This is a genomic window from Microvirga massiliensis, assembly GCF_001006805.1.
GTDB classification, from domain to species: Bacteria; Pseudomonadota; Alphaproteobacteria; order Rhizobiales; family Beijerinckiaceae; genus Microvirga; species Microvirga massiliensis.
The window spans coordinates 96138-118447 of record NZ_LN811352.1; the positions used below are offsets into that span (position 1 = coordinate 96138).

18 protein-coding genes and 3 tRNA genes are annotated in these 22310 nt (G+C 62.3%); 20 read left to right on the forward strand and 1 reads right to left on the reverse strand.

All coding sequences use genetic code 11. The features are described 5' to 3' along the window. Positions 1-24: 24 nt before the first annotated feature. A complete protein-coding gene (locus tag BN1233_RS09410) occupies positions 25-1374 on the reverse strand; it encodes a multicopper oxidase family protein (protein WP_244470656.1) in 1350 nt (449 codons plus the stop codon). 186 nt (positions 1375-1560) lie between these two features. On the opposite strand from BN1233_RS09410, the gene BN1233_RS09415 reads away from it, so the two are divergent. The 20 genes from BN1233_RS09415 (at position 1561) to BN1233_RS09510 (ending at position 22304) form a co-directional block, all read left to right on the forward strand. Beyond that, a tRNA-Leu gene (locus BN1233_RS09415) sits at positions 1561-1645 on the forward strand. 125 nt (positions 1646-1770) lie between these two features. Beyond that, positions 1771-3132 carry a trigger factor gene (gene tig, locus BN1233_RS09420; protein WP_046863335.1) on the forward strand — a complete coding sequence of 454 codons (1362 nt, stop codon included), beginning with the start codon at positions 1771-1773 and terminating at the stop codon, positions 3130-3132. A gap of 106 nt (positions 3133-3238) precedes the next feature. Then, positions 3239-3871: an ATP-dependent Clp protease proteolytic subunit gene (locus BN1233_RS09425; protein ID WP_046863336.1), complete on the forward strand. Its 633-nt coding sequence runs from the start codon at positions 3239-3241 to the stop codon at positions 3869-3871. Between the two features lie 227 nt (positions 3872-4098). Beyond that, on the forward strand, positions 4099-5367 hold the full coding sequence (gene clpX, locus BN1233_RS09430; protein ID WP_046863337.1) for an ATP-dependent Clp protease ATP-binding subunit ClpX: 1269 nt from the start codon (positions 4099-4101) through the stop codon (positions 5365-5367). Positions 5368-5592: 225 nt separating this feature from the next. Beyond that, positions 5593-8019, forward strand: a complete 2427-nt coding sequence (gene lon, locus BN1233_RS09435) for an endopeptidase La (RefSeq protein WP_046863338.1) — start codon at positions 5593-5595, stop codon at positions 8017-8019. A 228-nt stretch (positions 8020-8247) separates the two neighbouring features. After that, a tRNA-Val gene (locus BN1233_RS09440) sits at positions 8248-8323 on the forward strand. Positions 8324-8410: 87 nt separating this feature from the next. Further along, positions 8411-8487, forward strand: a tRNA-Asp gene (locus BN1233_RS09445). Between the two features lie 303 nt (positions 8488-8790). Beyond that, on the forward strand, positions 8791-9156 hold the full coding sequence (locus BN1233_RS09450) for an NADH-quinone oxidoreductase subunit A (RefSeq protein WP_046863339.1): 366 nt from the start codon (positions 8791-8793) through the stop codon (positions 9154-9156). Then, complete coding sequence (locus BN1233_RS09455; RefSeq protein WP_046863340.1) at positions 9147-9731, forward strand: NuoB/complex I 20 kDa subunit family protein; 585 nt, start codon at positions 9147-9149, stop codon at positions 9729-9731. Before BN1233_RS09450 ends, BN1233_RS09455 begins: the two co-directional genes overlap by 10 nt. 11 nt (positions 9732-9742) lie before the next feature. Further along, the gene (locus BN1233_RS09460) at positions 9743-10351 is read left to right on the forward strand and encodes an NADH-quinone oxidoreductase subunit C (protein WP_046863341.1); all 609 of its coding nucleotides are present in this window, start codon (positions 9743-9745) and stop codon (positions 10349-10351) included. A gap of 18 nt (positions 10352-10369) precedes the next feature. Next, positions 10370-11560, forward strand: a complete 1191-nt coding sequence (locus BN1233_RS09465; protein ID WP_046863342.1) for an NADH-quinone oxidoreductase subunit D — start codon at positions 10370-10372, stop codon at positions 11558-11560. Positions 11561-11649: 89 nt separating this feature from the next. Further along, complete coding sequence (gene nuoE, locus BN1233_RS09470; RefSeq protein ID WP_046863343.1) at positions 11650-12708, forward strand: NADH-quinone oxidoreductase subunit NuoE; 1059 nt, start codon at positions 11650-11652, stop codon at positions 12706-12708. A gap of 14 nt (positions 12709-12722) precedes the next feature. Then, a complete protein-coding gene (gene nuoF, locus BN1233_RS09475; RefSeq protein ID WP_046863344.1) occupies positions 12723-14024 on the forward strand; it encodes an NADH-quinone oxidoreductase subunit NuoF in 1302 nt (433 codons plus the stop codon). A gap of 27 nt (positions 14025-14051) precedes the next feature. Further along, positions 14052-16130, forward strand: a complete 2079-nt coding sequence (gene nuoG, locus BN1233_RS09480) for an NADH-quinone oxidoreductase subunit NuoG (RefSeq protein ID WP_046863345.1) — start codon at positions 14052-14054, stop codon at positions 16128-16130. 10 nt (positions 16131-16140) lie between these two features. Then, positions 16141-17166, forward strand: coding sequence for an NADH-quinone oxidoreductase subunit NuoH (nuoH, locus tag BN1233_RS09485; protein ID WP_046863346.1), 1026 nt, complete (start codon positions 16141-16143; stop codon positions 17164-17166). Between the two features lie 24 nt (positions 17167-17190). After that, positions 17191-17679: an NADH-quinone oxidoreductase subunit NuoI gene (nuoI, locus tag BN1233_RS09490; protein WP_046863347.1), complete on the forward strand. Its 489-nt coding sequence runs from the start codon at positions 17191-17193 to the stop codon at positions 17677-17679. A 122-nt stretch (positions 17680-17801) separates the two neighbouring features. Then, positions 17802-18416, forward strand: a complete 615-nt coding sequence (locus BN1233_RS09495) for an NADH-quinone oxidoreductase subunit J (RefSeq protein ID WP_046863348.1) — start codon at positions 17802-17804, stop codon at positions 18414-18416. 10 nt (positions 18417-18426) lie between these two features. Next, positions 18427-18735, forward strand: a complete 309-nt coding sequence (gene nuoK, locus BN1233_RS09500) for an NADH-quinone oxidoreductase subunit NuoK (protein WP_046863349.1) — start codon at positions 18427-18429, stop codon at positions 18733-18735. A gap of 18 nt (positions 18736-18753) precedes the next feature. Then, positions 18754-20784: an NADH-quinone oxidoreductase subunit L gene (nuoL, locus tag BN1233_RS09505; protein WP_046863350.1), complete on the forward strand. Its 2031-nt coding sequence runs from the start codon at positions 18754-18756 to the stop codon at positions 20782-20784. Then, positions 20784-22304, forward strand: a complete 1521-nt coding sequence (locus tag BN1233_RS09510) for an NADH-quinone oxidoreductase subunit M (RefSeq protein WP_046863351.1) — start codon at positions 20784-20786, stop codon at positions 22302-22304. The genes nuoL and BN1233_RS09510 overlap by 1 nt, the downstream gene beginning before the upstream one ends. Positions 22305-22310: the final 6 nt, after the last annotated feature.

Consider the following 22310-nt stretch of genomic DNA (forward strand, 5'->3'; position numbering starts at 1 on the left):
CGAGCACGGGAGGCGGTGAGCCGATCACGTCACTTCGAGCCAGGTCCACAGGCCGGCGTCGAAACGCTCGAGGATGGTCGAGGCGAGCATCCAGCGGCCGGGATTGTTCGCCTCGAATGCGATCCGGACCGTTCGGTTCTCGGGTATCTGTACCGTGTCCAGGAAATATGGCTCCCAGCCGTCGTCGAGGGAGTGAAGGAGCCGGAACGCGTGACCGTGAAGATGGAGGCTCTGAGCCGCTGGGGTGCGATTCGCGAGCGTCAGCACGACCGGGGTTCCACGCTTGACCGTGAGCAGTGGCTTGGCAGTCGGATCTCGCGGGGATTCATTGATGCGCCATTCGGGGGATGCGCCGGGATGATCCATGGAGGTGATCGTGACATCGCGCCGCATCGCTGCCTCGAGGCGAATGGAGGCAGGCAAGTCGCGATGGGGCGCGAGCGGAGCGGGCACAGGGCGGGCAGGGGCCGCTGACCCCACGACATCGAACATTGCGAGCGGAACCCGCGCCATGCCGGATAGGCCGATGACCGACGCGCTGCTCCCCTCTACTGCCGGGAGATCGATGAGAAGGTCGTAGCGGCTCCCCGGCACGAACGGGAGAGCCAACCGCAGCGGCTCGAAGGCATCAGTCGGGTGTCCGTCGATGGCCATGACGAGTGGCCTGACTCCTTCGAATTGGAGGCGCAGGATTCGAGCATTGCAGCCGTTGATGAGACGAAGCCGAATCCGACTCGCCGGTGCGACCTGGATCTGGTGAGGGGCAGGGTGACCATTGACGGTCATCCAGTTGCCGAGCCGCCCGGCGAGCCCGACAGGCCGGTCGAAAGGTGCGAGAGATCCATCCTCCTCCAGCAGCCAATCGTCGATCAGGAAGACGTGATCGGAATCGACATCCAGTGGGGCTTGGTCCTCGACGATCAGCAGACCAGCCACGCCGCGCTCCGTCAGTTCGGATGAGTGACCGGGCACGCAGGAACGGATAAGATAAGTGCCGCTCTCGGGTGGCACGAAGCGGTATTCGATGGACTTTCCCGGAAGCGCCGGAGCCTCCGTCAAGCCAGCCGCACCGTCCATCGCGTTGGGCCCGCGTATCCCGTGCCAATGCAGCGAAAGCGGCGCCGTTGTCTTGTTGTCCACCCGGACACGAAGCTCCTCGCCGTGGCGCAGGCGAAGAACCGGCCCGGGCAGGGAGCCGCCGAGCACCCAGAGATCCGCCTTGCCCGTCGCGTCCGGACGGAGAGCAATCTGGCGCGGTTCCGCGGTCCATTGTCGCCATTCGATTCCGCCCTCTGCGTAGACTCGGGAAATTGGCGCAGCGAGGGTGCTAAGCCCGGCGAGAACGGCACGTCTGGTCGGCTGGGCAGTCATCATGCGCCATCAGGTAGAGCGCTGCCGGACGATTTTGACTGGAGGGAAGCGTGAATTCGTTGAGGGTGCGGATCCTTATTCAGCCACTCGGAACTGTCAGGAGCAGGACAGAACTTTTTTCGTGCACCTCGCTCGGACCATGCTATAGAGCCGCGTCCCGGAGGAGGCGCGGCAAACGCCGCCTCTCGCGCGGGCGTGGCGGAATTGGTAGACGCGCCGGATTTAGGTTCCGGTGATGAGAGTCGTGGGGGTTCGAGTCCCTCCGCCCGCACCAACTCCGCATAGGGTTGGCTTCCGGACGGCTCCGCTCGACCGAGACGACAGGCCTCATGTCAGGCCGGTCGAGGAGCCAGCATAGCAATGTTACTTGTCTCGAGTGGAATGAAGGCGAAATAGACCATGCAGGTGACGGAAACCCTCTCCGAGGGCTTGAAGCGCGCATATCGGGTGGTTCTCCCCGCATCGGAATTGGAGGAGCGTCTGACGGCTGAGCTCACCGGCATCAAGGACCGTGTCCGCATCAATGGATTCCGGCCCGGCAAGGTGCCTGTTTCGCACCTCCGGCGTGTCTATGGACGTTCGGTCATGACGGACGTCCTTCAGAATGCGGTCACCGAGGCGAACCGAAAGATCGTCGACGAGAACAATCTCAAGCTTGCCCACGAGCCCAAGATCCAGTTCCCCGAGGACCGGCAGGAAGTGGAGCAGGCCATGGATGCCAAGGCGGATCTCGCCTTCACGGTCGAGCTCGAGGTGCTGCCGACCTTCGAGCTCGCTGATGTGTCCGCCGTGGAGATCCGGCGCGCCGTCGCAACGGTCGAGGATACCGAGGTCGACGAGTCGCTGACCCGCATGGCGAAGCAGAACCAGTCTTTCGAGCCGAAGAACGGTGCCGCCGCGGACGGTGACCGCGTCGTCGTGGACTTCGTCGGGCGCATCGACGGTGCGGAGTTCGAGGGCGGAAAGGGTGAGGACATCCGGGTCGAGATCGGGTCCAACACCTTCATCCCGGGCTTCGAGGAGCAACTTATCGGCATGTCCGCCGGAGACTCCCGGCTCGTGAAAGTCACCTTCCCCGAGAACTACCTCGCGGAGAATCTCGCAGGTAAGGACGCCGAGTTCGACGTTACCGTGAAGGCGGTCGAGGCTCCTGGCGAGATCAAGATCGACGACGAACTGGCGAAGAGCTTCGGAATGGAGTCTCTCGACAAGCTGAAGGATGCCATCAGGGGGGCCATTCAACGGGATTTCGATGCGCAATCCCGCCGGCGCCTGAAGAAGGAACTCCTCGACGCGCTCGACACGAAATATAGCTTCGAGCTGCCTCCGAGCCTCGTCGAGCAGGAATTTGCCGCCGTCTGGTCCCAGGTGGAGGCGGACCTGAAGAACAACGGCAAGACCTTCGCGGACGAGGGGACGACCGAGGAGCAGGCGCGAGAGGAATACCGGAAGATCGCTGAGCGTCGGGTTCGGCTCGGGCTGGTTCTTGCACAGGTCGGCGAGAAGGCCGACATCAAGGTCGCGGACGATGAAGTCACCCAGGCTCTCGTCGAGCGCGTCCGCCAGTATCCGGGCCAGGAGCGTCAAGTCTGGGAATTCTTCCAGAAGAATCCACAGGCTCTCGCCGAAATCCGAGCCCCCCTTTTCGAAGAGAAGGTCGTCGACCATATCCTTTCGCAGGTGAAGGTGTCTGACGAGCCGGTCTCCAAGGAAGAGCTGTTCAGCGACGACGAATCGGCCAAGGAGAACGCCGCGGCCTGACCCGCGGCTTGGCCACCCGGTTCGCAGGGTCCGGCTGGCGGCGGTTGTATCCTTCCCATGATCGACGGTCACGCGATCGCGTGACCGGTTTCAGGAGCCGTGAGCAATGAGAGATCCGTTCGAGGTCTATAGCAACACCCTCGTTCCGATGGTGGTCGAGCAGTCGAATCGTGGCGAGCGGGCCTTCGACATCTATTCCCGGCTCCTCCGTGAGCGGATCATCTTCCTGACGGGGCCGGTGGAGGACTATTCCGCCTCTCTGATCGTGGCGCAGCTCCTCTTCCTGGAGGCCGAGAACCCCAAGAAGGAGATCTCCTTCTATATCAACTCCCCGGGGGGCGTGGTCACCTCGGGGCTGTCGATCTACGACACCATGCAGTTCATCCGGTGCCCGGTCGCGACGCTCTGCGTCGGGCAGGCAGCCTCGATGGGGTCGCTTCTGCTCTGCGCAGGTGAGGCCGACCACCGGTTTGCCCTCTCGAATGCCCGGATCATGGTTCACCAGCCGTCCGGCGGCTACCAGGGCCAGGTCACCGACATCATGATCCACGCCCGCGAGAGCGAAGCGCTCAAGCGCCGCCTCACCGAGATCTACGTGCGGCATACCGGTCAGGACTACGACACGATCGAACGGGCCCTGGAGCGAGACAATTTTATGACGGCAGAGAAGGCCAAGGAGTTTGGCCTGATCGATCAAGTCCTGGTGAAGCGTCCCGAGCCGACGCTCCCGCAAACCTGATTCCTGTAGATCTGCCCGGGGACTTGGAAGCCGTGCGTCCTTTTGGCGTACGGCGCCGTCTCTATTGATCGCGCACCGTGCGCGTGTTGCACTGGGATTCGGGAACCAACAAATCTGAGACATCCCGGGTCTCGGGCGCTGGAACCTTTTCTTGAGACCGGCGCTCCTATGTTAGTACATTGGTGCGGGGGCCGTGACGGAGCCCGTGCCCGATCGGAGAAGCGATAATGAGCAAGGCCGGCGGTAACGACTCAAAGAGCACGCTCTACTGCTCGTTCTGCGGCAAGAGCCAGCACGAAGTTCGGAAACTGATCGCAGGGCCGACCGTGTTCATCTGCGATGAGTGCGTCGAGCTGTGCATGGATATCATCCGTGAGGAGTCCAAGTCGTCGCTGGTGAAGTCCCGGGACGGGGTTCCCACTCCGAAGGAGATTCGCAGGGTCCTGGACGACTACGTGATCGGCCAGGAGCACGCGAAAAAGGTCCTCTCGGTTGCCGTCCACAACCATTACAAGCGTCTGGCGCATGCCGCGAAGCACAACGACGTCGAGCTCGCCAAGTCGAATATCTTGCTGATCGGGCCTACCGGGTCGGGTAAGACCCTGCTGGCCCAGACCCTGGCTCGGATCCTCGACGTGCCGTTCACCATGGCGGATGCGACGACCCTGACCGAGGCCGGCTATGTCGGCGAGGATGTCGAGAACATCATTCTCAAGCTCCTCCAGGCCTCAGACTACAACGTCGAGCGGGCGCAGCGCGGCATCGTCTACATCGACGAGATCGACAAGATCTCCCGCAAGTCCGACAACCCGTCCATCACCCGGGATGTCTCGGGCGAGGGCGTCCAGCAGGCGCTCCTCAAGATCATGGAGGGGACAGTCGCATCGGTGCCGCCTCAGGGGGGGCGGAAGCATCCCCAGCAGGAGTTCCTCCAGGTCGATACGACCAACATCCTGTTTATCTGCGGCGGCGCCTTCGCGGGTCTCGAGCGCATCATTTCCGCTCGCGGGAAGGGCACGTCGATCGGCTTCGGAGCGACCGTTCAGGCGCCGGATGACCGGCGGACCGGAGAGGTGTTCAAGCAGGTCGAGCCCGAGGATCTCCTCAAGTTCGGCCTCATCCCGGAATTCGTCGGCCGCCTGCCGGTGATCGCCACGCTCGAGGACCTCGACGAAAGCGCCCTCAAGCGAATTCTCCAGGAGCCCAAGAACGCCCTGGTGAAGCAGTACCAGCGCCTGTTCGAGATGGAGAATGTCAGCCTCACCTTCCAGGACGAGGCGCTTTCGATGGTCGCGCGCAAGGCTATCGAGCGCAAGACCGGTGCCCGCGGCCTGCGGTCGATCATGGAAGGCATCCTGCTCGAGACGATGTACGACCTGCCGGGGCTCGACTCCGTCGAGCAGGTGGTCATCGGGCCGGAGGTCGTCGAAGGGAAGGCGAAGCCGCTCTTCATCCACGGCGACCGCGCGGACCAGACTGCGAGCGCCAGTGCCTGAGATCCGGGACGGCGTGACCGACCGACCTGCTTTCGTTGGCATGCTTGAAAGCAGGTCGGGGCCTCGCCATCTAGTTCCTTGCGGGATTGCCGTCAGCTCATCCCAGGAGGGGCGGCTCCTCGCACGGAACGCAGCACACAAAAACAGCCTGAGCGTTCCGGTTCACCGTTCGCGTGCCTGCTCTGACGAGGGGAACCGCGGACGCTGCCAAAAGGATGTCTTTCAATGACACAGTCGAAGCCGCGCCAGCCCGTCGTGCCGGGCTCGACCGGGACTTACGCGGTCCTGCCCCTGCGCGACATTGTCGTTTTCCCGCACATGATCGTCCCGCTCTTCGTCGGGCGCGAGAAGTCCATCCGTGCCCTTGAGGAGGTCGTCCGCACCGATCGCCACATTCTCCTGGCGACCCAGATTGATGCCACGGATGACGATCCGGCCACCGACGCGATCTATCAGGTCGGTACGCTCGCAAGCGTGCTGCAGCTCCTCAAATTGCCGGATGGCACGGTCAAGGTGCTCGTCGAGGGCGCGAGCCGCGCGAGAGTCAATGCATATACGCGCACCGAGGACTTCTACGAGGCGGAAGCCGTCGCTCTTCCGGATTCGCTGGGTGACCAGATCGAGGCCGAGGCGCTTGCCCGCTCGGTAGTCTCCGAATTCGAGAACTACGTAAAGCTCAACAAGAAGGTCTCGCCCGAAGTCGTTTCGGCCGTTACGCAAATCGACGAGCCCGCCAAGCTTGCGGACACGATCGCGTCGCATCTCGCGATCAAGATCGCCGACAAGCAGGCCATACTCGAGATCCCCACGGTCGCGCAGCGGCTGGAGAAGGTTCTCGGGCTCATGGAGAGCGAGATCTCGGTCCTGCAGGTCGAGAAGCGGATCCGTACCCGCGTGAAGCGTCAGATGGAGAAGACGCAGCGCGAGTACTACCTCAACGAGCAGATGAAGGCGATCCAGAAGGAGCTCGGGGACGAGGACGGCCGGGACGAACTGGCTGAGCTCGAGGAGAAGATCGAGAAGACGAAGCTCACGAAGGAAGCCCGCGAAAAGGCAATGGGCGAGCTCAAGAAGCTCCGCCAGATGTCGCCGATGTCGGCCGAGGCGACCGTCGTCCGCAATTACCTCGACTGGCTGCTCGGGATCCCGTGGGGCCGCCGCTCCAAGATCAAGAAGGATCTGAAAGGGGCGCAGAGCATCCTCGACTCGGACCACTACGGCCTGGACAAGGTCAAGGAGCGCATCGTCGAGTACCTTGCCGTTCAGCAGCGCGCGAACAAGCTGACAGGACCGATTCTCTGCCTCGTCGGCCCGCCCGGCGTCGGCAAGACCTCGCTCGGCAAGTCGATCGCGAAAGCGACGGGACGCGAATTCGTCCGGATGTCGCTCGGCGGTGTTCGGGACGAGGCCGAGATCCGGGGCCACCGGCGGACCTATATCGGCTCAATGCCCGGCAAGATCATCCAGTCGATGCGCAAGGCGAAGACCGCCAATCCGCTAATCCTGCTGGATGAGATCGACAAGATGGGCATGGATTTCCGCGGAGATCCGTCGGCTGCATTGCTCGAGGTCCTCGACCCGGAGCAGAACAGCGCCTTCAACGATCATTACCTCGAGGTCGACTACGACCTCTCGAACGTAATGTTCGTGACGACGGCCAACACGCTGAACATCCCGCCTCCATTACTGGACCGCATGGAGGTGATCCGGATCGCTGGTTACACGGAGGAGGAGAAGGCGGAGATCGCCCGCACCCATCTCATCCCGTCCGCGATGCAGAAGCATGGGCTGGACACGAAGGAGTGGTCGATCAGCGATGATGGTCTCATGTTCCTCATCCGGCGCTACACCCGTGAGGCTGGCGTCCGGAATCTCGAACGGGAGCTCGCGAACCTCATCCGGAAGGCCGTGAAGGAGATCCTGCTCACTGGGACCAAGCGAGTCGATGTCACGCCGGAAAATCTGCCGGACTTCCTTGGCCCACCGCGCTTCCGCTACGGCGAGGTGGAATCCGAGGACATGGTCGGCATGGTGACTGGGCTGGCCTGGACCGAGGTGGGCGGTGAGCTCCTCACGATCGAGGGGATCATGATGCCCGGCAAGGGCAAGATGACCGTGACCGGAAATCTCCGGGAGGTCATGAAGGAGTCGATTTCGGCCGCAGCCTCGTATGTGCGCTCCCGTGCGATCGACTTCGGCGTCGAGCCGCCCTTGTTCGACCGGCGGGATATCCACGTCCACGTGCCCGAGGGGGCAACCCCGAAGGATGGACCGTCTGCAGGCATTGCCATGGCGACCGCAATCGTCTCGGTGATCAGCGGGATTCCGGTTCGGCGTGACGTCGCCATGACCGGCGAGGTCACCCTGCGAGGCCGGGTGCTGCCCATTGGCGGACTCAAGGAGAAGCTTCTCGCGGCACTCCGCGGCGGGATCAAGAAGGTCCTGATTCCCGAGGAGAATGCGAAGGATCTGGTCGATATCCCGGCAAGCGTGAAGAACGGGCTCGAGATCGTTCCCGTAGCCCGGATGGATCAGGTGCTCGAGCACGCGCTCATCCGGATGCCCCAGCGCATCGAGTGGGACGAGGCGTCTGCCCCGACCCGTCCAGCGACAGGATCGGATGAGGATTCGGCGTCCGTCGTGGCCCACTGATCCGCACCTGCCTAAGTCAGTCGAGCCCTCGGGTAGCTCCCGAGGGCTCTTTTTTGCGCATTTGCTCGAACGCCGGATCCATCTTGCCCGGCGCGCAGGAAATTCGAAGCCGAACGATTTGGGACACCTGACAGGCGGCGCTCTGGCGCAGGGCTGGGTTACCTGCAGAGCAATCGAAACAAGACGGCGCTTGCTTTGTCGGGGTTCTATTTCTATGTCCCCATTACCGGGCGGTTAGCTCAGCCGGTAGAGCATCTCGTTTACACCGAGAGGGTCGGCGGTTCGATCCCGTCACCGCCCACCAGACAACTTCGGATAGGTCGCGTCGTCCGCTTGACACCTCGAAGTCGTCTGCTTAATGGACCGCATCGCCGTCGAGGCGATTGCCAACGCGGGCGTAGCTCAGTCGGTTAGAGTGCCGGCCTGTCACGCCGGAGGTCGCGGGTTCGAGCCCCGTCGCCCGCGCCATTGGCTCCTCGTCCCGGAAATCGGGATACAACTCCCGGTGCATCTTTTACCGTAGCAGCACGTGTTCCGAGCAAAGGGACGAGCCGGATCCGGAAAAGGCTGCATTCCGCGTCAAAGCGAGGGAATCCCTGCCGGAATGGGGCCAAGGGCGTTGCGCAACCCTTGTCAGGGGAGGGATGCTCGGCTAATCCTCCCGCCGCATCCTCCGATTTGTCGCGGGTTCTTTTGACGGCACCCGAGGCAGCATAAATCAGGGTCTGCCGGTCGGCGAAGCTCGCCGCTCCGTCCCCCTCCAGGTGTGGCATGCCCGATCTTCTTGTCGACTATCTGCCGCTCGTCATCTTCATCGGCATTTCGCTGCTCATCGGGGTAGCGCTTCTCGTCGCCCCCTTCCTGGTCGCCTACCGCAACCCGGACACTGAAAAGCTATCGGCCTACGAGTGCGGCTTCAACGCATTCGACGACGCGCGAATGAAGTTCGACGTGAGATTCTACCTTGTCGCCATTCTCTTCATCATTTTCGATCTCGAGGTCGCCTTTCTGTTCCCATGGGCCATCACATTCGGTGGGCTTGGGTGGTTCGGTTTCTGGTCGATGATGATCTTCCTGGCCGTTCTCACGATCGGCTTCGTCTACGAATGGAAAAAGGGAGCGCTCGAATGGGACTGATCGCGAACTCCCAATCCCGTGTGATCGCCCCGCAGCCCGAAGACGCAATTGATCCTGTTACGGGCAAACGGGTTGGCGAGACTGACCCTTTTTTCGCGAATGTCAGCGACGAGCTCGCCGACAAGGGCTTTCTCGTCACGAGCACGGAAGACCTGATCACTTGGGCGCGCACCGGGTCGCTCATGTGGATGACCTTCGGCCTCGCATGCTGCGCCGTCGAGATGATGCAGATGTCGATGCCACGCTACGATGCGGAGCGCTTCGGGTTTGCTCCACGGGCCAGCCCGCGGCAGTCGGATGTCATGATCGTTGCCGGCACGCTCACGAACAAGATGGCGCCTGCTCTGCGCAAGGTCTACGACCAGATGCCCGAGCCGCGCTACGTGATTTCGATGGGCTCCTGCGCCAACGGCGGTGGCTACTATCACTACTCGTATTCCGTGGTCCGCGGCTGCGACCGCGTAGTCCCGGTTGATATCTACGTGCCCGGGTGTCCACCCACAGCCGAGGCTTTGCTGTATGGCGTTCTGCTTCTCCAGAAGAAGATTCGCCGGACCGGCACGATCGAGCGTTGAGCAGGTCCGACATGAACGCTGATCTTCAGGATCTCGGCGATTACATCGTCAGCTCGCTTCCCGGCGCGGCAACGCAGGCGGTCGTGAGCTTCGGCGAGCTCACGATTCTCGCCGAGGCGAAGGAGATCGTCCGGGTCGTGACCTTCCTGCGCGACGATGCGCGATGCCGCTTCGTGTGCTTCATCGACGTGTGCGGAGCGGACTATCCCGGTCGAGATCTGCGGTTCGACGTCGTGTACCATTTCCTCTCGCCGAGTCATAACTTGCGCGTGCGCGTCAAGGTGCAGGCGGATGAGGTCACGCCGGTGCCGTCGATCGTGTCCGTCTTTCCGGCGGCGAACTGGTTTGAGCGGGAAGCGTACGACCTCTATGGAATCCAGTTTTCCGGGCATCCCGATCTGCGGCGCATTCTCACCGATTACGGGTTCGAGGGCTTTCCGCTCCGCAAGGACTTCCCGCTGACCGGCTTCGTGGAGGTTCGTTACGACGATGCGCAGCGTCGCGTCGTCTATGAGCCAGTGCGGCTCACTCAGGAATTCCGCAATTTCGACTTCCTGTCTCCATGGGAAGGCACGGACTACGTGCTGCCCGGCGACGAGAAGTCCAAGACCTCTCCCTGAGAGGGGCTGGGGCTGCCCATGGGCGAACACAATATCCGGAACTTCTCGATTAACTTCGGCCCGCAGCACCCGGCGGCGCACGGAGTGCTCCGGCTCATTCTCGAACTCGATGGCGAGATCGTCGAGCGCGTCGATCCGCATATCGGCTTGCTCCACCGAGGGACCGAGAAGCTGATCGAGTACAAGACCTATCTGCAGGATGTGCCTTACTTCGATCGGCTCGACTACGTCGCGCCGATGAACCAGGAGCATGCTTTCTGCCTCGCAATCGAGCGACTCCTCGGAATCGAAGTTCCGAAACGCGCACAGCTCATTCGCGTGCTGTATCTCGAGATCGGTCGTTTGCTCTCGCACCTCCTGAACGTCACGACCCAAGCCATGGACGTGGGTGCGCTGACACCTCCTCTTTGGGGTTTCGAAGAGCGTGAGAAGCTCATGGTCTTCTATGAGCGCGCCTCTGGAGCGCGCATGCACGCCAATTACGTCCGTCCAGGCGGCGTGCATCAGGACCTGCCGCCCGATCTAATCGATGACATCTGGGAATTCTGCGATCCATTTCTCCAGGTTCTAGATGACCTCGACGGACTCGTGATCGGAAACCGAATCTTTAAGCAGCGCAACGTCGATATCGGCGTCGTCTCGCTCGAGGATTGCTGGCGCTGGGGCTTTTCCGGCGTGATGGTCCGCGGCTCCGGCGCCGCGTGGGATCTCCGCAAGGCGCAGCCCTACGAATGTTACGAGGAGTTGGAGTTTGACATTCCGGTCGGACGCAACGGGGACAACTACGACCGGCAGGTCATCCGTATGGAGGAGATGCGCCAGAGCGTGCGCATCATGAAGCAATGTCTCGAGCGCTTGCGCTCGCCGGCAGGCCAGGGCCCCGTCACGACGATGGACGGGAAAGTCGCTCCTCCATCCCGGGGTGACATGAAGCGCTCGATGGAAGCGCTCATCCACCACTTCAAGCTCTACACGGAAGGATTCCACGTGCCGGCCGGTGAGGTATATGCGGCGGTGGAAGCCCCGAAGGGTGAGTTCGGGGTGTATCTCGTGTCGGACGGCACGAACAAACCCTATCGCTGCAAGATCCGGGCGCCCGGTTTCGCCCACCTCCAGGCGATGGACTTCATGTGCCGCGGGCACATGCTTGCAGACGTATCCGCGGTTCTCGGTTCGCTGGATATCGTGTTCGGCGAAGTGGATCGCTAAGGCGACAACAGGGCAGGGGGTTCACCTGCTCGGCGTTATGATGATCGCGCATGTCGGGTCGGGTCCAAGGCGCGACGAGGAGAGTTGGAATGGCCGTCCGTAAGCTCGCTCCACCGGAGTTGCAGCCTGCGAGCTTCGACTTTACGTCGGAGAACGAGGCCTTCGCGGAGCGGGAGATTGCAAAATACCCGCCAGGCCGTCAGGCATCGGCCGTGATCGCTCTGCTCGGGCGCGCTCAGGAACAGTGCGGCGGATGGCTGCCGCAGAAGGCGATCGAGGCCGTGGCTGACCGGCTCGGGATGGCTCCGATCCGGGTCATGGAGGTCGCCACCTTCTACACGATGTTCAACCTCGACCCAGTCGGGCGCTACTTCGTCCAGTTCTGCGGGACGACACCCTGCGCGTTGCGCGGCGCCGGCGAGATCAAGAAGGTTCTCGAGCGCCGGATCGGAGCGGAGCGGCACATCTCTTCCGATGGGCTCTTCTCCTGGCTCGAGGTCGAGTGCCTTGGGGCTTGCTGTAATGCCCCCATGGTGCAGATCAACGACGACTATTACGAGGATCTCACGCCGGAGAACTTCGAGAAGCTGCTCGACGATCTGGCCGCCGGCCGGCCGGTGAAGCCCGGCTCGCAGATCGGCCGGCGTTCGTCCGAGCCGGAAGGTGCCGTGAATACTCTGCAGGATCCTGCGCTCTTCGACGGCTCGCTCGTCGGCGCTTGGCGCAAGCGGTTCGAAGAGGAGGCTCTGAAGGTCGTCACCGACGAAGCGGCCACCGAAGTCGCATCGCTGCCCGAGGAGAGCAAGGCAGCAAAGCCCCCGGCAGGGCGCGCCATCGAGTCGGATGCCGCCGACACACCGGCGAAACGAGCCAAGGAAGGCGAGACTCCCGTCCGGGCTTCCGAGCAGAAGCGCGCGTCCAGCCGTTCGCGGGCGACCGCCAGCAAAAGCAAGAAAACGGACGAGCCAGTATCTCCTCCCCAGAGCGGAAAGTCCTACGTCGCCACGCCAAGCGACCCCGCCGAGGGGCGGGCGGTTTCCAAATCTGCCACGACCCCTGTGGCCGGAACGCCGCCCTCCGAGGGCGGAAAGCGCGACGGGAGCGAAAGCAAGCCCGACGTTCCTGTCAAAGAGAACAAGACGCCCTGACGGGGTGAATCACGATGTTGCAAGACCGCGACCGCATCTTCACGAACCTCTACGGGTTCCACTCTCCCGGACTGGACGCGGCGCGCATGCGCGGCGCATGGGACGGAACGAAGTTTCTGCTCGAGAAGGGGCGGGACTGGATCATCGACGAGATGAAAAAGTCCGGGCTCCGGGGTCGGGGAGGCGCCGGCTTCCCGACCGGGCTCAAGTGGTCCTTCATGCCGAAGCAGTCCGATGGCCGGCCGCATTACCTCGTGGTGAATGCCGACGAGTCGGAGCCGGGCACCTGCAAGGACAGGGAGATCATGCGGCACGATCCGCACCTCCTGATCGAGGGCTGCCTCATCGCCTCCTTCGCGATGGGAGCTCACGCCGCCTATATCTACATCCGCGGCGAGTATGTCGCCGAACGCAAGGCGCTCCAGCGCGCTGTCGATGAGGCCTATGAGGCAAAGCTCATCGGCAAGGACAACGTCCACGGATATCCGTTCGACCTCTACGTCCACCAAGGCGCTGGAGCGTATATCTGCGGAGAAGAGACCGCGCTGCTCGAGAGCCTCGAAGGCAAGAAGGGCATGCCGCGCCTCAAGCCGCCGTTCCCTGCGAATATGGGACTCTATGGCTGCCCGACGACCGTCAACAACGTCGAGTCGATCGCCGTTGCGGGCACCATCCTGCGCCGCGGCGGAGCGTGGTTCGCGGGAATCGGACGGCCCAACAACACCGGAACAAAGTTGTTCTGCGTATCGGGCCACGTGAACAAGCCCTGCAACGTGGAAGAGGAGCTCGGCCTGACATTCCGCGAACTGATCGATCGTCATTGCGGCGGCATTCGCGGCGGCTGGGACAATCTGCTCGCGGTCATTCCCGGAGGATCGTCGGTCCCGCTCGTTCCAGCCGAGCAGATCATCGATGCGCATATGGATTTCGACACGCTCCGGAACCTGAGATCGGGTCTCGGAACTGCTGCGGTGATCGTGATGGACAAGTCCACAGACGTGATCCGCGCCATCGCCCGCATCTCGTATTTCTACAAGCACGAGTCCTGTGGGCAGTGTACGCCGTGCCGCGAGGGGACCGGCTGGATGTGGCGAGTCGTGCAGCGCATGGCAGAGGGGCGTGCCCAGAAACGCGAAATCGACATGCTTCTCGAAGTATCGACGCAGGTCGAAGGTCACACGATCTGCGCCCTCGGCGACGCGGCCGCCTGGCCCGTACAGGGCCTGATTCGCCACTTTCGGCACGAGATCGAGAAGCGCATCGACGACTATGCCGCCAACCCCAACCTCGAAGCCATTCCCATGGCGGCAGAGTAGAGCGGCAGGACCGAAGGCCAGATTGCAATGACCAAGCTCATCGTCGACGGAATTGAGGTCGAAGTTCCGCCGGAATTCACCCTGCTCCAGGCTGCCGAGGCGGCCGGGGCCGAAATTCCGCGCTTCTGCTTCCATGAGCGGCTGTCGATCGCCGGCAACTGCCGCATGTGCCTCGTCGAGTTGAAGGGCGCTCCCAAGCCGGTCGCGTCCTGCGCCTGGGCCGTGAGGGATTGCCGTCCCGGGCCGAATGGCGAGCCTCCCGAGGTCTTCACCAAGACGCCGACCGTGAAGAAGGCTCGCGAAGGCGTGATGGAGTTTCTCCTGATCAATCACCCGCTCGACTGTCCGATCTGCGACCAGGGCGGCCAGTGCGACCTGCAGGATCAGGCGATGGCCTATGGGGTCGACAGCACCCGTTTCGCCGAGAACAAGCGCGCTGTCGTCGACAAATATCTCGGTCCCCTTATCAAGACGTCGATGAACCGCTGCATCCATTGCACGCGGTGTGTACGCTTCACGACGGAAGTCGCCGGCGTCGAGGATCTCGGCGCCGTGTGGCGCGGCGAGGATATGGAGATCACGAGCTACCTCGAGAAGGCGCTCGGATCGGAACTCCAGGGGAACGCCGCCGATCTCTGTCCGGTGGGCGCGCTGACGCACAAGCCAGAGGCCTTCAACTATCGTCCGTGGGAACTGACGAAGACGGATTCCATCGACGTCATGGATGCGATCGGATCCTCTATTCGCGTCGACTCCCGCGGCCGCGAGGTCATGCGCATCCTGCCTCGCATCAACGAGGCGGTGAATGAGGAATGGATCACCGACAAGACACGCCACGTCGTGGATGGCCTTCGTCTTCAGCGTCTCGATCGGGCCTTCGTCCGTGAGAACGGCCGCCTGCGCCAGGCCTCATGGGTCGAGGCCTTCTCGACGATCGCAAACCGCATCAAGGCGACAGATCCCAAGCGCATCGGGGCGATTGTCGGCGATCTAGCCGCCGTCGAGGAGACCTATGCTCTTCAGCTTCTGATGCGCAGTCTCGGTGTTGCGAACATCGACTGTCGGATGGACGGAAGCGTTCTGTCACCCGCCTCCGGCCGGGCCTCATACATCCTGAACTCGACCATCGCCGGTATCGAGGATGCAGACGCCATTCTGCTGGTCGGCTCGAATCCCCGGATCGAGGCCTCTCTTATCAACGTCCGCATTCGCAAGCGTTGGCGCATGGCGCCTCTGCCGATCGGCGTGATCGGCGAGCGGGTCGATCTCACCTACAGATACGACTATCTCGGCGCTGGCCCCGATACACTATCGGACTTGGCAGCGGGTCGGCATGCCTTTGCGTCCACGCTGAAGGAGGCCAAGCGGCCCCTGATCATCGTGGGGCCGGGTGCCTTGGCACGGCCAGACGGCTTGGCGATCCTGTCGCTCGCCGCATCGCTCGCCCGCGACTGCGGTGCCGTTACGGACGAATGGGGCGGCTTCGGCGTCATCCATACCGCTGCGTCCCGGGTCGGCGCCCTGGACCTCGGCTTCGTGCCGGGCGAGGGCGGGCTCACGGCCGCAGAGATGGCCAACGGGCAGGTGGATGTGCTGTTCAATCTCGGCGCGGACGAAATCGATGTCTCCCCGGGAGCATTCGTGATCTACCAGGGAACGCATGGCGACCGTGGAGCCCATCGGGCGGACGTCATCCTGCCAGGCGCGGCTTACACGGAGAAATCCGGGACTTATGTGAACCTGGAAGGGCGTGTGCAGTTGGCGAACCGCGCAGCTTTCGCGCCTGGTGCGGCTAGAGAGGACTGGGCCATTCTCCGCGCCCTGTCCGAGGCACTGGGCCAGCGTCTGCCATTCGATAACCTCAACGCGCTCCGGCGGCGGCTCTACGCTGATCACCCACATCTCGCATCAATCGGCACGATCGCCTCGGAAAATGTTGTGGAAGTGGTCTCCACTTTGGCCGACCTCGGAGGGAAGCCGGGCCGGGAGCCTTTCGTGAGCCCGATCGGCGATTTTTATCTGACGAACCCGATCGCTCGCGCGTCGGGAGTCATGGCCGAGTGTTCGGCTCTGGCGCGTGGCGCCAAGCTCGAGGCGGCGGAGTAGGAGACCTGATATGGACCTCGGCGATATCATCCTCACCGTCGCGATCCTCGTGGGCAAGAGCCTGCTCCTGCTCGTCGCCCTGCTGATCTTCATCGCCTACGCGCTCTACGCGGACCGGAAGATCTGGGCTGCCGTCCAACTCCGCCGGGGGCCCAACGTGGTCGGGCCTTGGGGATTGCTGCAATCCTTTGCCGACCTCCTGAAGTTCGTCGTCAAGGAGCCGGTCATTCCGTCTTCGGCGAACAAGGGGATGTTTCTCCTCGCGCCTCTGGTGATGTGCACGTTGTCGCTGGCGGCCTGGGCGGTCATCCCGCTGAGTGCCGGATGGGCGATCGCCGATATCAATGTCGGCATTCTCTACATCTTCGCGATCTCCTCCCTTGGCGTCTATGGCGTCATCATGGGCGGGTGGGCTTCGAACTCGAAGTATCCGTTCCTCGGTGCGTTGCGGTCTGCGGCGCAGATGGTGTCCTATGAGGTGTCGATCGGGTTCGTGATCATCACCGTCCTGATGTGCGCGGGGACCCTGAACCTCTCGCAGATCGTGGCCGCGCAGGACACGGCGTTGGGCATCTTCGGATGGTACTGGCTGCCGCTCTTCCCGATGTTCGTGATCTTCTTCATCTCGGCCATGGCGGAGACGAACAGGCCTCCCTTCGATCTCCCGGAGGCCGAGTCCGAACTGGTGGCTGGCTACATGGTCGAGTACTCGTCGACCCCGTACCTGCTGTTCATGCTGGGCGAATACGTGGCGATCATGACCATGTGCGCGCTCGGGACAATCCTGTTTCTGGGCGGCTGGCTGTCGCCCATACCGTTCTTTCCGTTCACTCTTATTCCGGGCGTGATCTGGTTCGTTCTGAAGGCGAGCTTCCTCTTCTTCCTGATCGCGATGGTGAAGGCCCTGGTGCCGCGCTATCGCTATGACCAGCTGATGCGCCTCGGCTGGAAAGTGTTCCTGCCGATCTCGATCGCCATGGTCGTGGTCGTGGCTGGCGTCCTGATGGCCACGGGGCTGGCGCCGGGTGTCCGCTAGCCGTTCTCGCTCTGGAGTGAGCCCATGAAACTCGACAACTTCGCTCGTGCGCTTCTCCTGAAGGAGTTCGTGACCGGCTTCATCCTGACGGTGCGTTATTTCTTCAAGCCGAAGGCGACGATCAACTATCCGTTCGAGATGAACTTTCGCAGCCCGCGGTTCCGCGGCGAACACGCCCTCCGCCGATATCCCAACGGGGAGGAACGCTGCATCGCCTGCAAACTCTGCGAGGCGGTGTGCCCGGCCCAGGCGATCACGATCGAGGCCGGTCCGCGCCGGAATGATGGAACCCGGCGCACCACGCGCTACGACATCGATATGGTGAAGTGCATCTATTGCGGCTTATGCCAGGAGGCATGTCCTGTGGATGCCATCGTGGAAGGGCCGAACTTCGAGTTTTCGGTCGAGACTCGCGAAGAGCTGCTCTACGACAAGAACAGGCTGCTCGAGAACGGAGCACGTTGGGAGCGGGAGATCGCCCGTAACATCGTCAAGGACGCACCCTACCGCTGATCCGCAGGTACGGGCGAGGCAAGGCTCTCCAGTTGTCCTGCCCGACATCGGGAACTATAGACAGGCCGAGTCCCACAGGGCTCGGCCGGAAGGGGCCGCCAAGCGCGGCTTGAGCTCAGCAAATGACGGTCAATGCCGCGTTCTTCTATCTCTTCGCCACGGTAACGGTCGCCTCGGCCTTCATGGTCATCGCGTCCCGAAATCCCGTTCAATCGGTGCTGTTCCTCATCCTGGCCTTCGTGAATGCGGCAGGCCTCTTCGTGATGATGGGCGCCGAGTTCCTCGCGATGATTCTTGTCATCGTTTATGTCGGCGCCGTGGCAGTTTTGTTCCTGTTCGTCGTGATGATGCTCGACGTCGATTTTGCCGAGTTGCGACAGGGCTTCCTTCAGTACCTGCCGGTCGGGGTCCTGATCGGAATCATTTTCTTCGTCGAGCTCGCGATGGTGATCGGAATTTGGGTCCTCGATCCCGCCCTGATCCGCTCGCCGGCCGTTCCGATTCCTTCGCCGTCGCTGATGACCAACACCGAGGCTATCGGCCAAGTCCTGTACACACGCTACGCCTATTTCTTCCAGGCTGCAGGCCTGATCCTGCTGGTCGCGATGATCGGTGCAATCGTGCTCACCCTCCGCGCGCGCCCCGGCGTCAGGCGTCAGGACATCTCCCGACAGAATGCTCGCACCCAGGAGATGGCCGTCGAGGTTCGCAAGGTGCCCTTCCGGCAAGGCGTGTGAGGACGAGAGCATGCTTATCGGACTGGGTCATTACCTGACTGTCGCCGCAATCCTCTTCACGCTCGGCGTGTTCGGGATCTTCCTGAACCGGAAGAACGTCATCATCATCCTGATGTCGATCGAGCTGATCCTGCTCGCGGTGAACATCAATATGGTCGCGTTCTCGACCTACATGAACGACATCGTCGGTCAGGTCTTCGCGCTTCTGATCCTCACCGTCGCAGCGGCCGAAGCCGCGATCGGTCTCGCCATCCTCGTCGTCTTTTTCCGGAATCGCGGGTCGATTTCAGTCAAAGACGTCAACCTGATGAGAGGCTGAGGCCTCCACGGATCGAGCATGTATCACGCGATCGTCTTCCTCCCGCTCGTCGGCTTTCTGATCGCCGGCCTCTTTGGTCGTCTCATCGGATCCCGGCCGAGCGAGATTGTCACGACGGCTCTGCTAGCCGTCTCCGCGGTCCTGTCGTGGGTCGCACTCTTCCAGGTCGGATTCGGGACCGGCGCAACGCGCATTCAGGTCGCGCAGTGGTTCGCATCGGGCGACCTCGTGGTGGACTGGGCCTTCCGGATCGACACGTTGACGGCTGTGATGCTCGTGGTCGTCAACACGGTCTCGGCACTCGTCCACCTCTACTCGATGGGCTACATGCACGAGGATCCGCACCGGCCGCGATTCTTCGCCTATCTGTCCCTCTTCACGTTCGCGATGCTGATGCTCGTGACGGCTGACAATCTTGTGCAGATGTTCTTCGGCTGGGAGGGCGTCGGCCTTGCGAGCTACCTCCTGATCGGTTTCTGGTACCAAAAAGACTCTGCGAACGCGGCGGCCATCAAGGCCTTCGTGGTTAACCGCGTCGGCGACTTCGGCTTCCTGCTCGGAATCTTTCTGCTGTTCTTCCTCTTCGGCAGCGTGTCCTTCGACCAGATCTTCCCGCGCGCAGGCGAGTTCGCGGATCGGAGCTTCGTCTTCCTCGGCATTCAATGGCATGCGCTGACGCTCACCTGTCTCTTCCTGTTCATGGGAGCAATGGGCAAGTCCGCTCAATTCCTGCTCCACACTTGGCTGCCGGACGCGATGGAAGGCCCGACGCCGGTATCCGCGCTCATCCATGCCGCCACGATGGTCACTGCCGGCGTTTTCATGGTCGCGCGCATGTCGCCGGTCTTCGAGTATGCGCCAGCGGCCCTGTCAGTCGTAACGGTGATCGGAGCGACGACAGCGTTCTTCGCGGCGACGGTCGGGCTGGTGCAGAACGACATCAAGCGTGTGATCGCCTATTCGACTTGCTCGCAACTCGGCTACATGTTCGTAGCTCTGGGCGTCGGAGCATACGGCGCAGGCATCTTCCACCTGTTCACCCACGCCTTCTTCAAAGCGCTCCTGTTCCTGGGCGCAGGCTCGGTGATCCATGCCATGCATCATGAGCAGGACATGCGGAATATGGGCGGGCTGCGCCGCTATATTCCCTTCACCGCAGCGATGATGGCGATCGGGACCCTGGCCCTGACCGGCTTTCCGTTCACGGCCGGCTACTATTCCAAGGACGCGATCGTCGAGGCCGCATACGCTTCTCAGAGGCCGGGCGCCGTCTACGCCTTTCTCGCTGTCGTCGTGGCGGCCTTGATGACCTCGTTCTACTCCTGGCGTCTGTTCTTCATGACCTTTGAGGATCCGGCGCGGTGGGGCGGCACCGCAGCGCATGCTGCGCCTCCGGACCATGAAGGCGTCGAGCACGATGAGCGGGGGCATGACGTCGAGCCGACCGGCCACTCTCCACTCGAGCACGGGCACGGTCATCATACGCCGCACGAAAGCCCGCTCGTGATGCTGATCCCACTTGCAGTGCTCGCGGCCGGCGCGATCCTGGCCGGAATACTCTTCTACGAGCCCTTCGTGGGCCACGAATACGGAGAGTTCTGGAAGGGGGCTCTGTTCACCCGGCCCGAGAACACGATCCTTGAGGACATGCACCATGTCCCGGCGCTGGTTGTCTGGCTGCCTACGATCATGATGCTGCTCGGCTTCGGCCTCGCGTACTGGATGTACCAGGTCGACAGGCGCAAGCCGGCGGAACTCGCGGCGCAGCACCCGATGCTCTACCGGTTCCTGCTCAACAAGTGGTATTTCGACGAGCTCTATGATCTGGTGTTCGTGCGCGGCGCGAACCGGCTCGGTCGTTTCCTCTGGAGAACGGGCGATCAGCGCGTCATCGACGGCCTCGGGCCTGACGGTATCTCCGCACGTGTGCTCGACGTCACGAGAGGCGTCGTCAGACTGCAGAGCGGTTATCTGTATCACTATGCCTTCGCGATACTGATCGGGGTCGCGGTTCTGGTCGTCTGGTATCTCGTTTCGGGAGCTCGCTGATGCTCGGCCTCGGCCTCCTTTCCGGCCTCCTCATCCTGCCTCTCGTCGGGGCAGCCTTCATTCTCGCGCTGCGAGGCGACGAGGAGGCCGTCAGGTCCAATGCCCGCTGGGCCGCCCTCGCGACCACGGTGGTTACGTTCCTGCTTTCGCTCGTCGCGTGGAACCGTTTCGATCCGTCGAGCTCATCCTTCCAGCTCGTGGAAACGCATGCTTGGCTGACCGAGACGATCCGGTTCAAGCTCGGCGTGGACGGTTTCTCAATCCCGTTCGTCGTCCTGACAACGTTCCTGATGCCATTCTGCATCTTGGCATCGTGGACCTCCATCGAGCACCGCCTGAAGGAATACATGGTTGCCTTCCTGGTGCTCGAAACCACGATGATCGGGGTCTTCGTGGCGCTCGACCTCGTCCTCTTCTATCTTTTCTTCGAGGCGGGGCTCATTCCGATGTTTCTCATCATCGGAATCTGGGGTGGGAAGCGGCGCATCTACGCCAGCTTCAAGTTCTTCCTGTATACCCTGCTCGGCTCCGTGCTGATGCTGCTGGCGATCCTGGCGATGTATTTCGGGCTCGGCACCACCGATATTCCGACTCTGCTCGCGGAATCGTCCTCCAGGTTCGGCCGCGAGGTCCAGATCTGGCTATGGCTTGCGTTCTTCGCGTCCTTCGCGGTCAAGGTCCCAATGTGGCCGGTCCACACATGGCTGCCTGACGCCCACGTCGAGGCGCCGACGGCAGGGTCGGTGATCCTGGCGGGCATTCTCCTGAAGATGGGTGGCTACGGTTTCATCCGGATCTCGCTGCCCATGTTTCCGGAAGCATCGGCCTATTTCGCGCCGCTCGTGTTCGCCCTCTCGATCATTGCGATCATCTACACTTCGCTCGTGGCTCTCGCACAGGAGGACATGAAGAAGCTGATCGCCTACTCGTCGGTTGCCCATATGGGCTTCGTGACGATGGGCCTCTTCACGATGACCCCGCAGGGGATCCAGGGCGCGATGTTCCAGATGATCTCGCACGGCCTCGTCTCCGGGGCGCTGTTCCTGTGCGTCGGTGTCATCTATGACCGGATGCACACGCGCGAGATCGCGGCCTATGGGGGCCTCGTAAATCGCATGCCTTTGTATGCCGTCGCCTTTATGGTCTTCACCATGGCGAATGTCGGTCTGCCCGGCACGTCGGGGTTCGTAGGCGAGTTCCTCTCTCTCCTCGGGGCTTTCCAGGCGAATCCCACGGTTTCGTTTCTCGCGACTTCGGGCGTGATTCTGTCGGCCGCCTACGCCCTGTGGCTCTATCGCCGCATCATCTTCGGGCCGCTCGAGAAGCCCTCTCTTCAGAGCATTCCGGATCTCAACAGGCGTGAGATCGTCGTGCTCGCACCACTCGTGCTGCTCGTGATCTATTATGGCGTACAGCCGGGATCGATCCTCGACAGCTTCGCAGCCTCGACCGATACGCTCATGTCCCAGGTGAGCACCGCGCTTCTTTCCGCAAAGACCGTTGCGGTCGCAACTCCGTGAGGCCGC

What these genes read in the sequence shown, in the direction of transcription:
- nuoG (WP_046863345.1), top strand. Translation starts at nt 14,052, where the DNA reads ATGACCAAGCTCATCGTCGACGGAATTGAGGTCGAAGTTCCGCCGGAA.
- nuoK (WP_046863349.1), top strand. Translation starts at nt 18,427, where the DNA reads ATGCTTATCGGACTGGGTCATTACCTGACTGTCGCCGCAATCCTCTTC.
- BN1233_RS09455 (WP_046863340.1), top strand. Translation starts at nt 9,147, where the DNA reads ATGGGACTGATCGCGAACTCCCAATCCCGTGTGATCGCCCCGCAGCCC.
- nuoI (WP_046863347.1), top strand. Translation starts at nt 17,191, where the DNA reads ATGAAACTCGACAACTTCGCTCGTGCGCTTCTCCTGAAGGAGTTCGTG.
- tig (WP_046863335.1), top strand. Translation starts at nt 1,771, where the DNA reads ATGCAGGTGACGGAAACCCTCTCCGAGGGCTTGAAGCGCGCATATCGG.
- nuoH (WP_046863346.1), top strand. Translation starts at nt 16,141, where the DNA reads ATGGACCTCGGCGATATCATCCTCACCGTCGCGATCCTCGTGGGCAAG.
- lon (WP_046863338.1), top strand. Translation starts at nt 5,593, where the DNA reads ATGACACAGTCGAAGCCGCGCCAGCCCGTCGTGCCGGGCTCGACCGGG.
- BN1233_RS09495 (WP_046863348.1), top strand. Translation starts at nt 17,802, where the DNA reads ATGACGGTCAATGCCGCGTTCTTCTATCTCTTCGCCACGGTAACGGTC.
- nuoF (WP_046863344.1), top strand. Translation starts at nt 12,723, where the DNA reads ATGTTGCAAGACCGCGACCGCATCTTCACGAACCTCTACGGGTTCCAC.
- BN1233_RS09460 (WP_046863341.1), top strand. Translation starts at nt 9,743, where the DNA reads ATGAACGCTGATCTTCAGGATCTCGGCGATTACATCGTCAGCTCGCTT.
- BN1233_RS09510 (WP_046863351.1), top strand. Translation starts at nt 20,784, where the DNA reads ATGCTCGGCCTCGGCCTCCTTTCCGGCCTCCTCATCCTGCCTCTCGTC.
- BN1233_RS09410 (WP_244470656.1), bottom strand. Translation starts at nt 1,374, where the DNA reads ATGATGACTGCCCAGCCGACCAGACGTGCCGTTCTCGCCGGGCTTAGC.
- clpX (WP_046863337.1), top strand. Translation starts at nt 4,099, where the DNA reads ATGAGCAAGGCCGGCGGTAACGACTCAAAGAGCACGCTCTACTGCTCG.
- nuoL (WP_046863350.1), top strand. Translation starts at nt 18,754, where the DNA reads ATGTATCACGCGATCGTCTTCCTCCCGCTCGTCGGCTTTCTGATCGCC.
- BN1233_RS09425 (WP_046863336.1), top strand. Translation starts at nt 3,239, where the DNA reads ATGAGAGATCCGTTCGAGGTCTATAGCAACACCCTCGTTCCGATGGTG.
- BN1233_RS09450 (WP_046863339.1), top strand. Translation starts at nt 8,791, where the DNA reads ATGCCCGATCTTCTTGTCGACTATCTGCCGCTCGTCATCTTCATCGGC.
- BN1233_RS09465 (WP_046863342.1), top strand. Translation starts at nt 10,370, where the DNA reads ATGGGCGAACACAATATCCGGAACTTCTCGATTAACTTCGGCCCGCAG.
- nuoE (WP_046863343.1), top strand. Translation starts at nt 11,650, where the DNA reads ATGGCCGTCCGTAAGCTCGCTCCACCGGAGTTGCAGCCTGCGAGCTTC.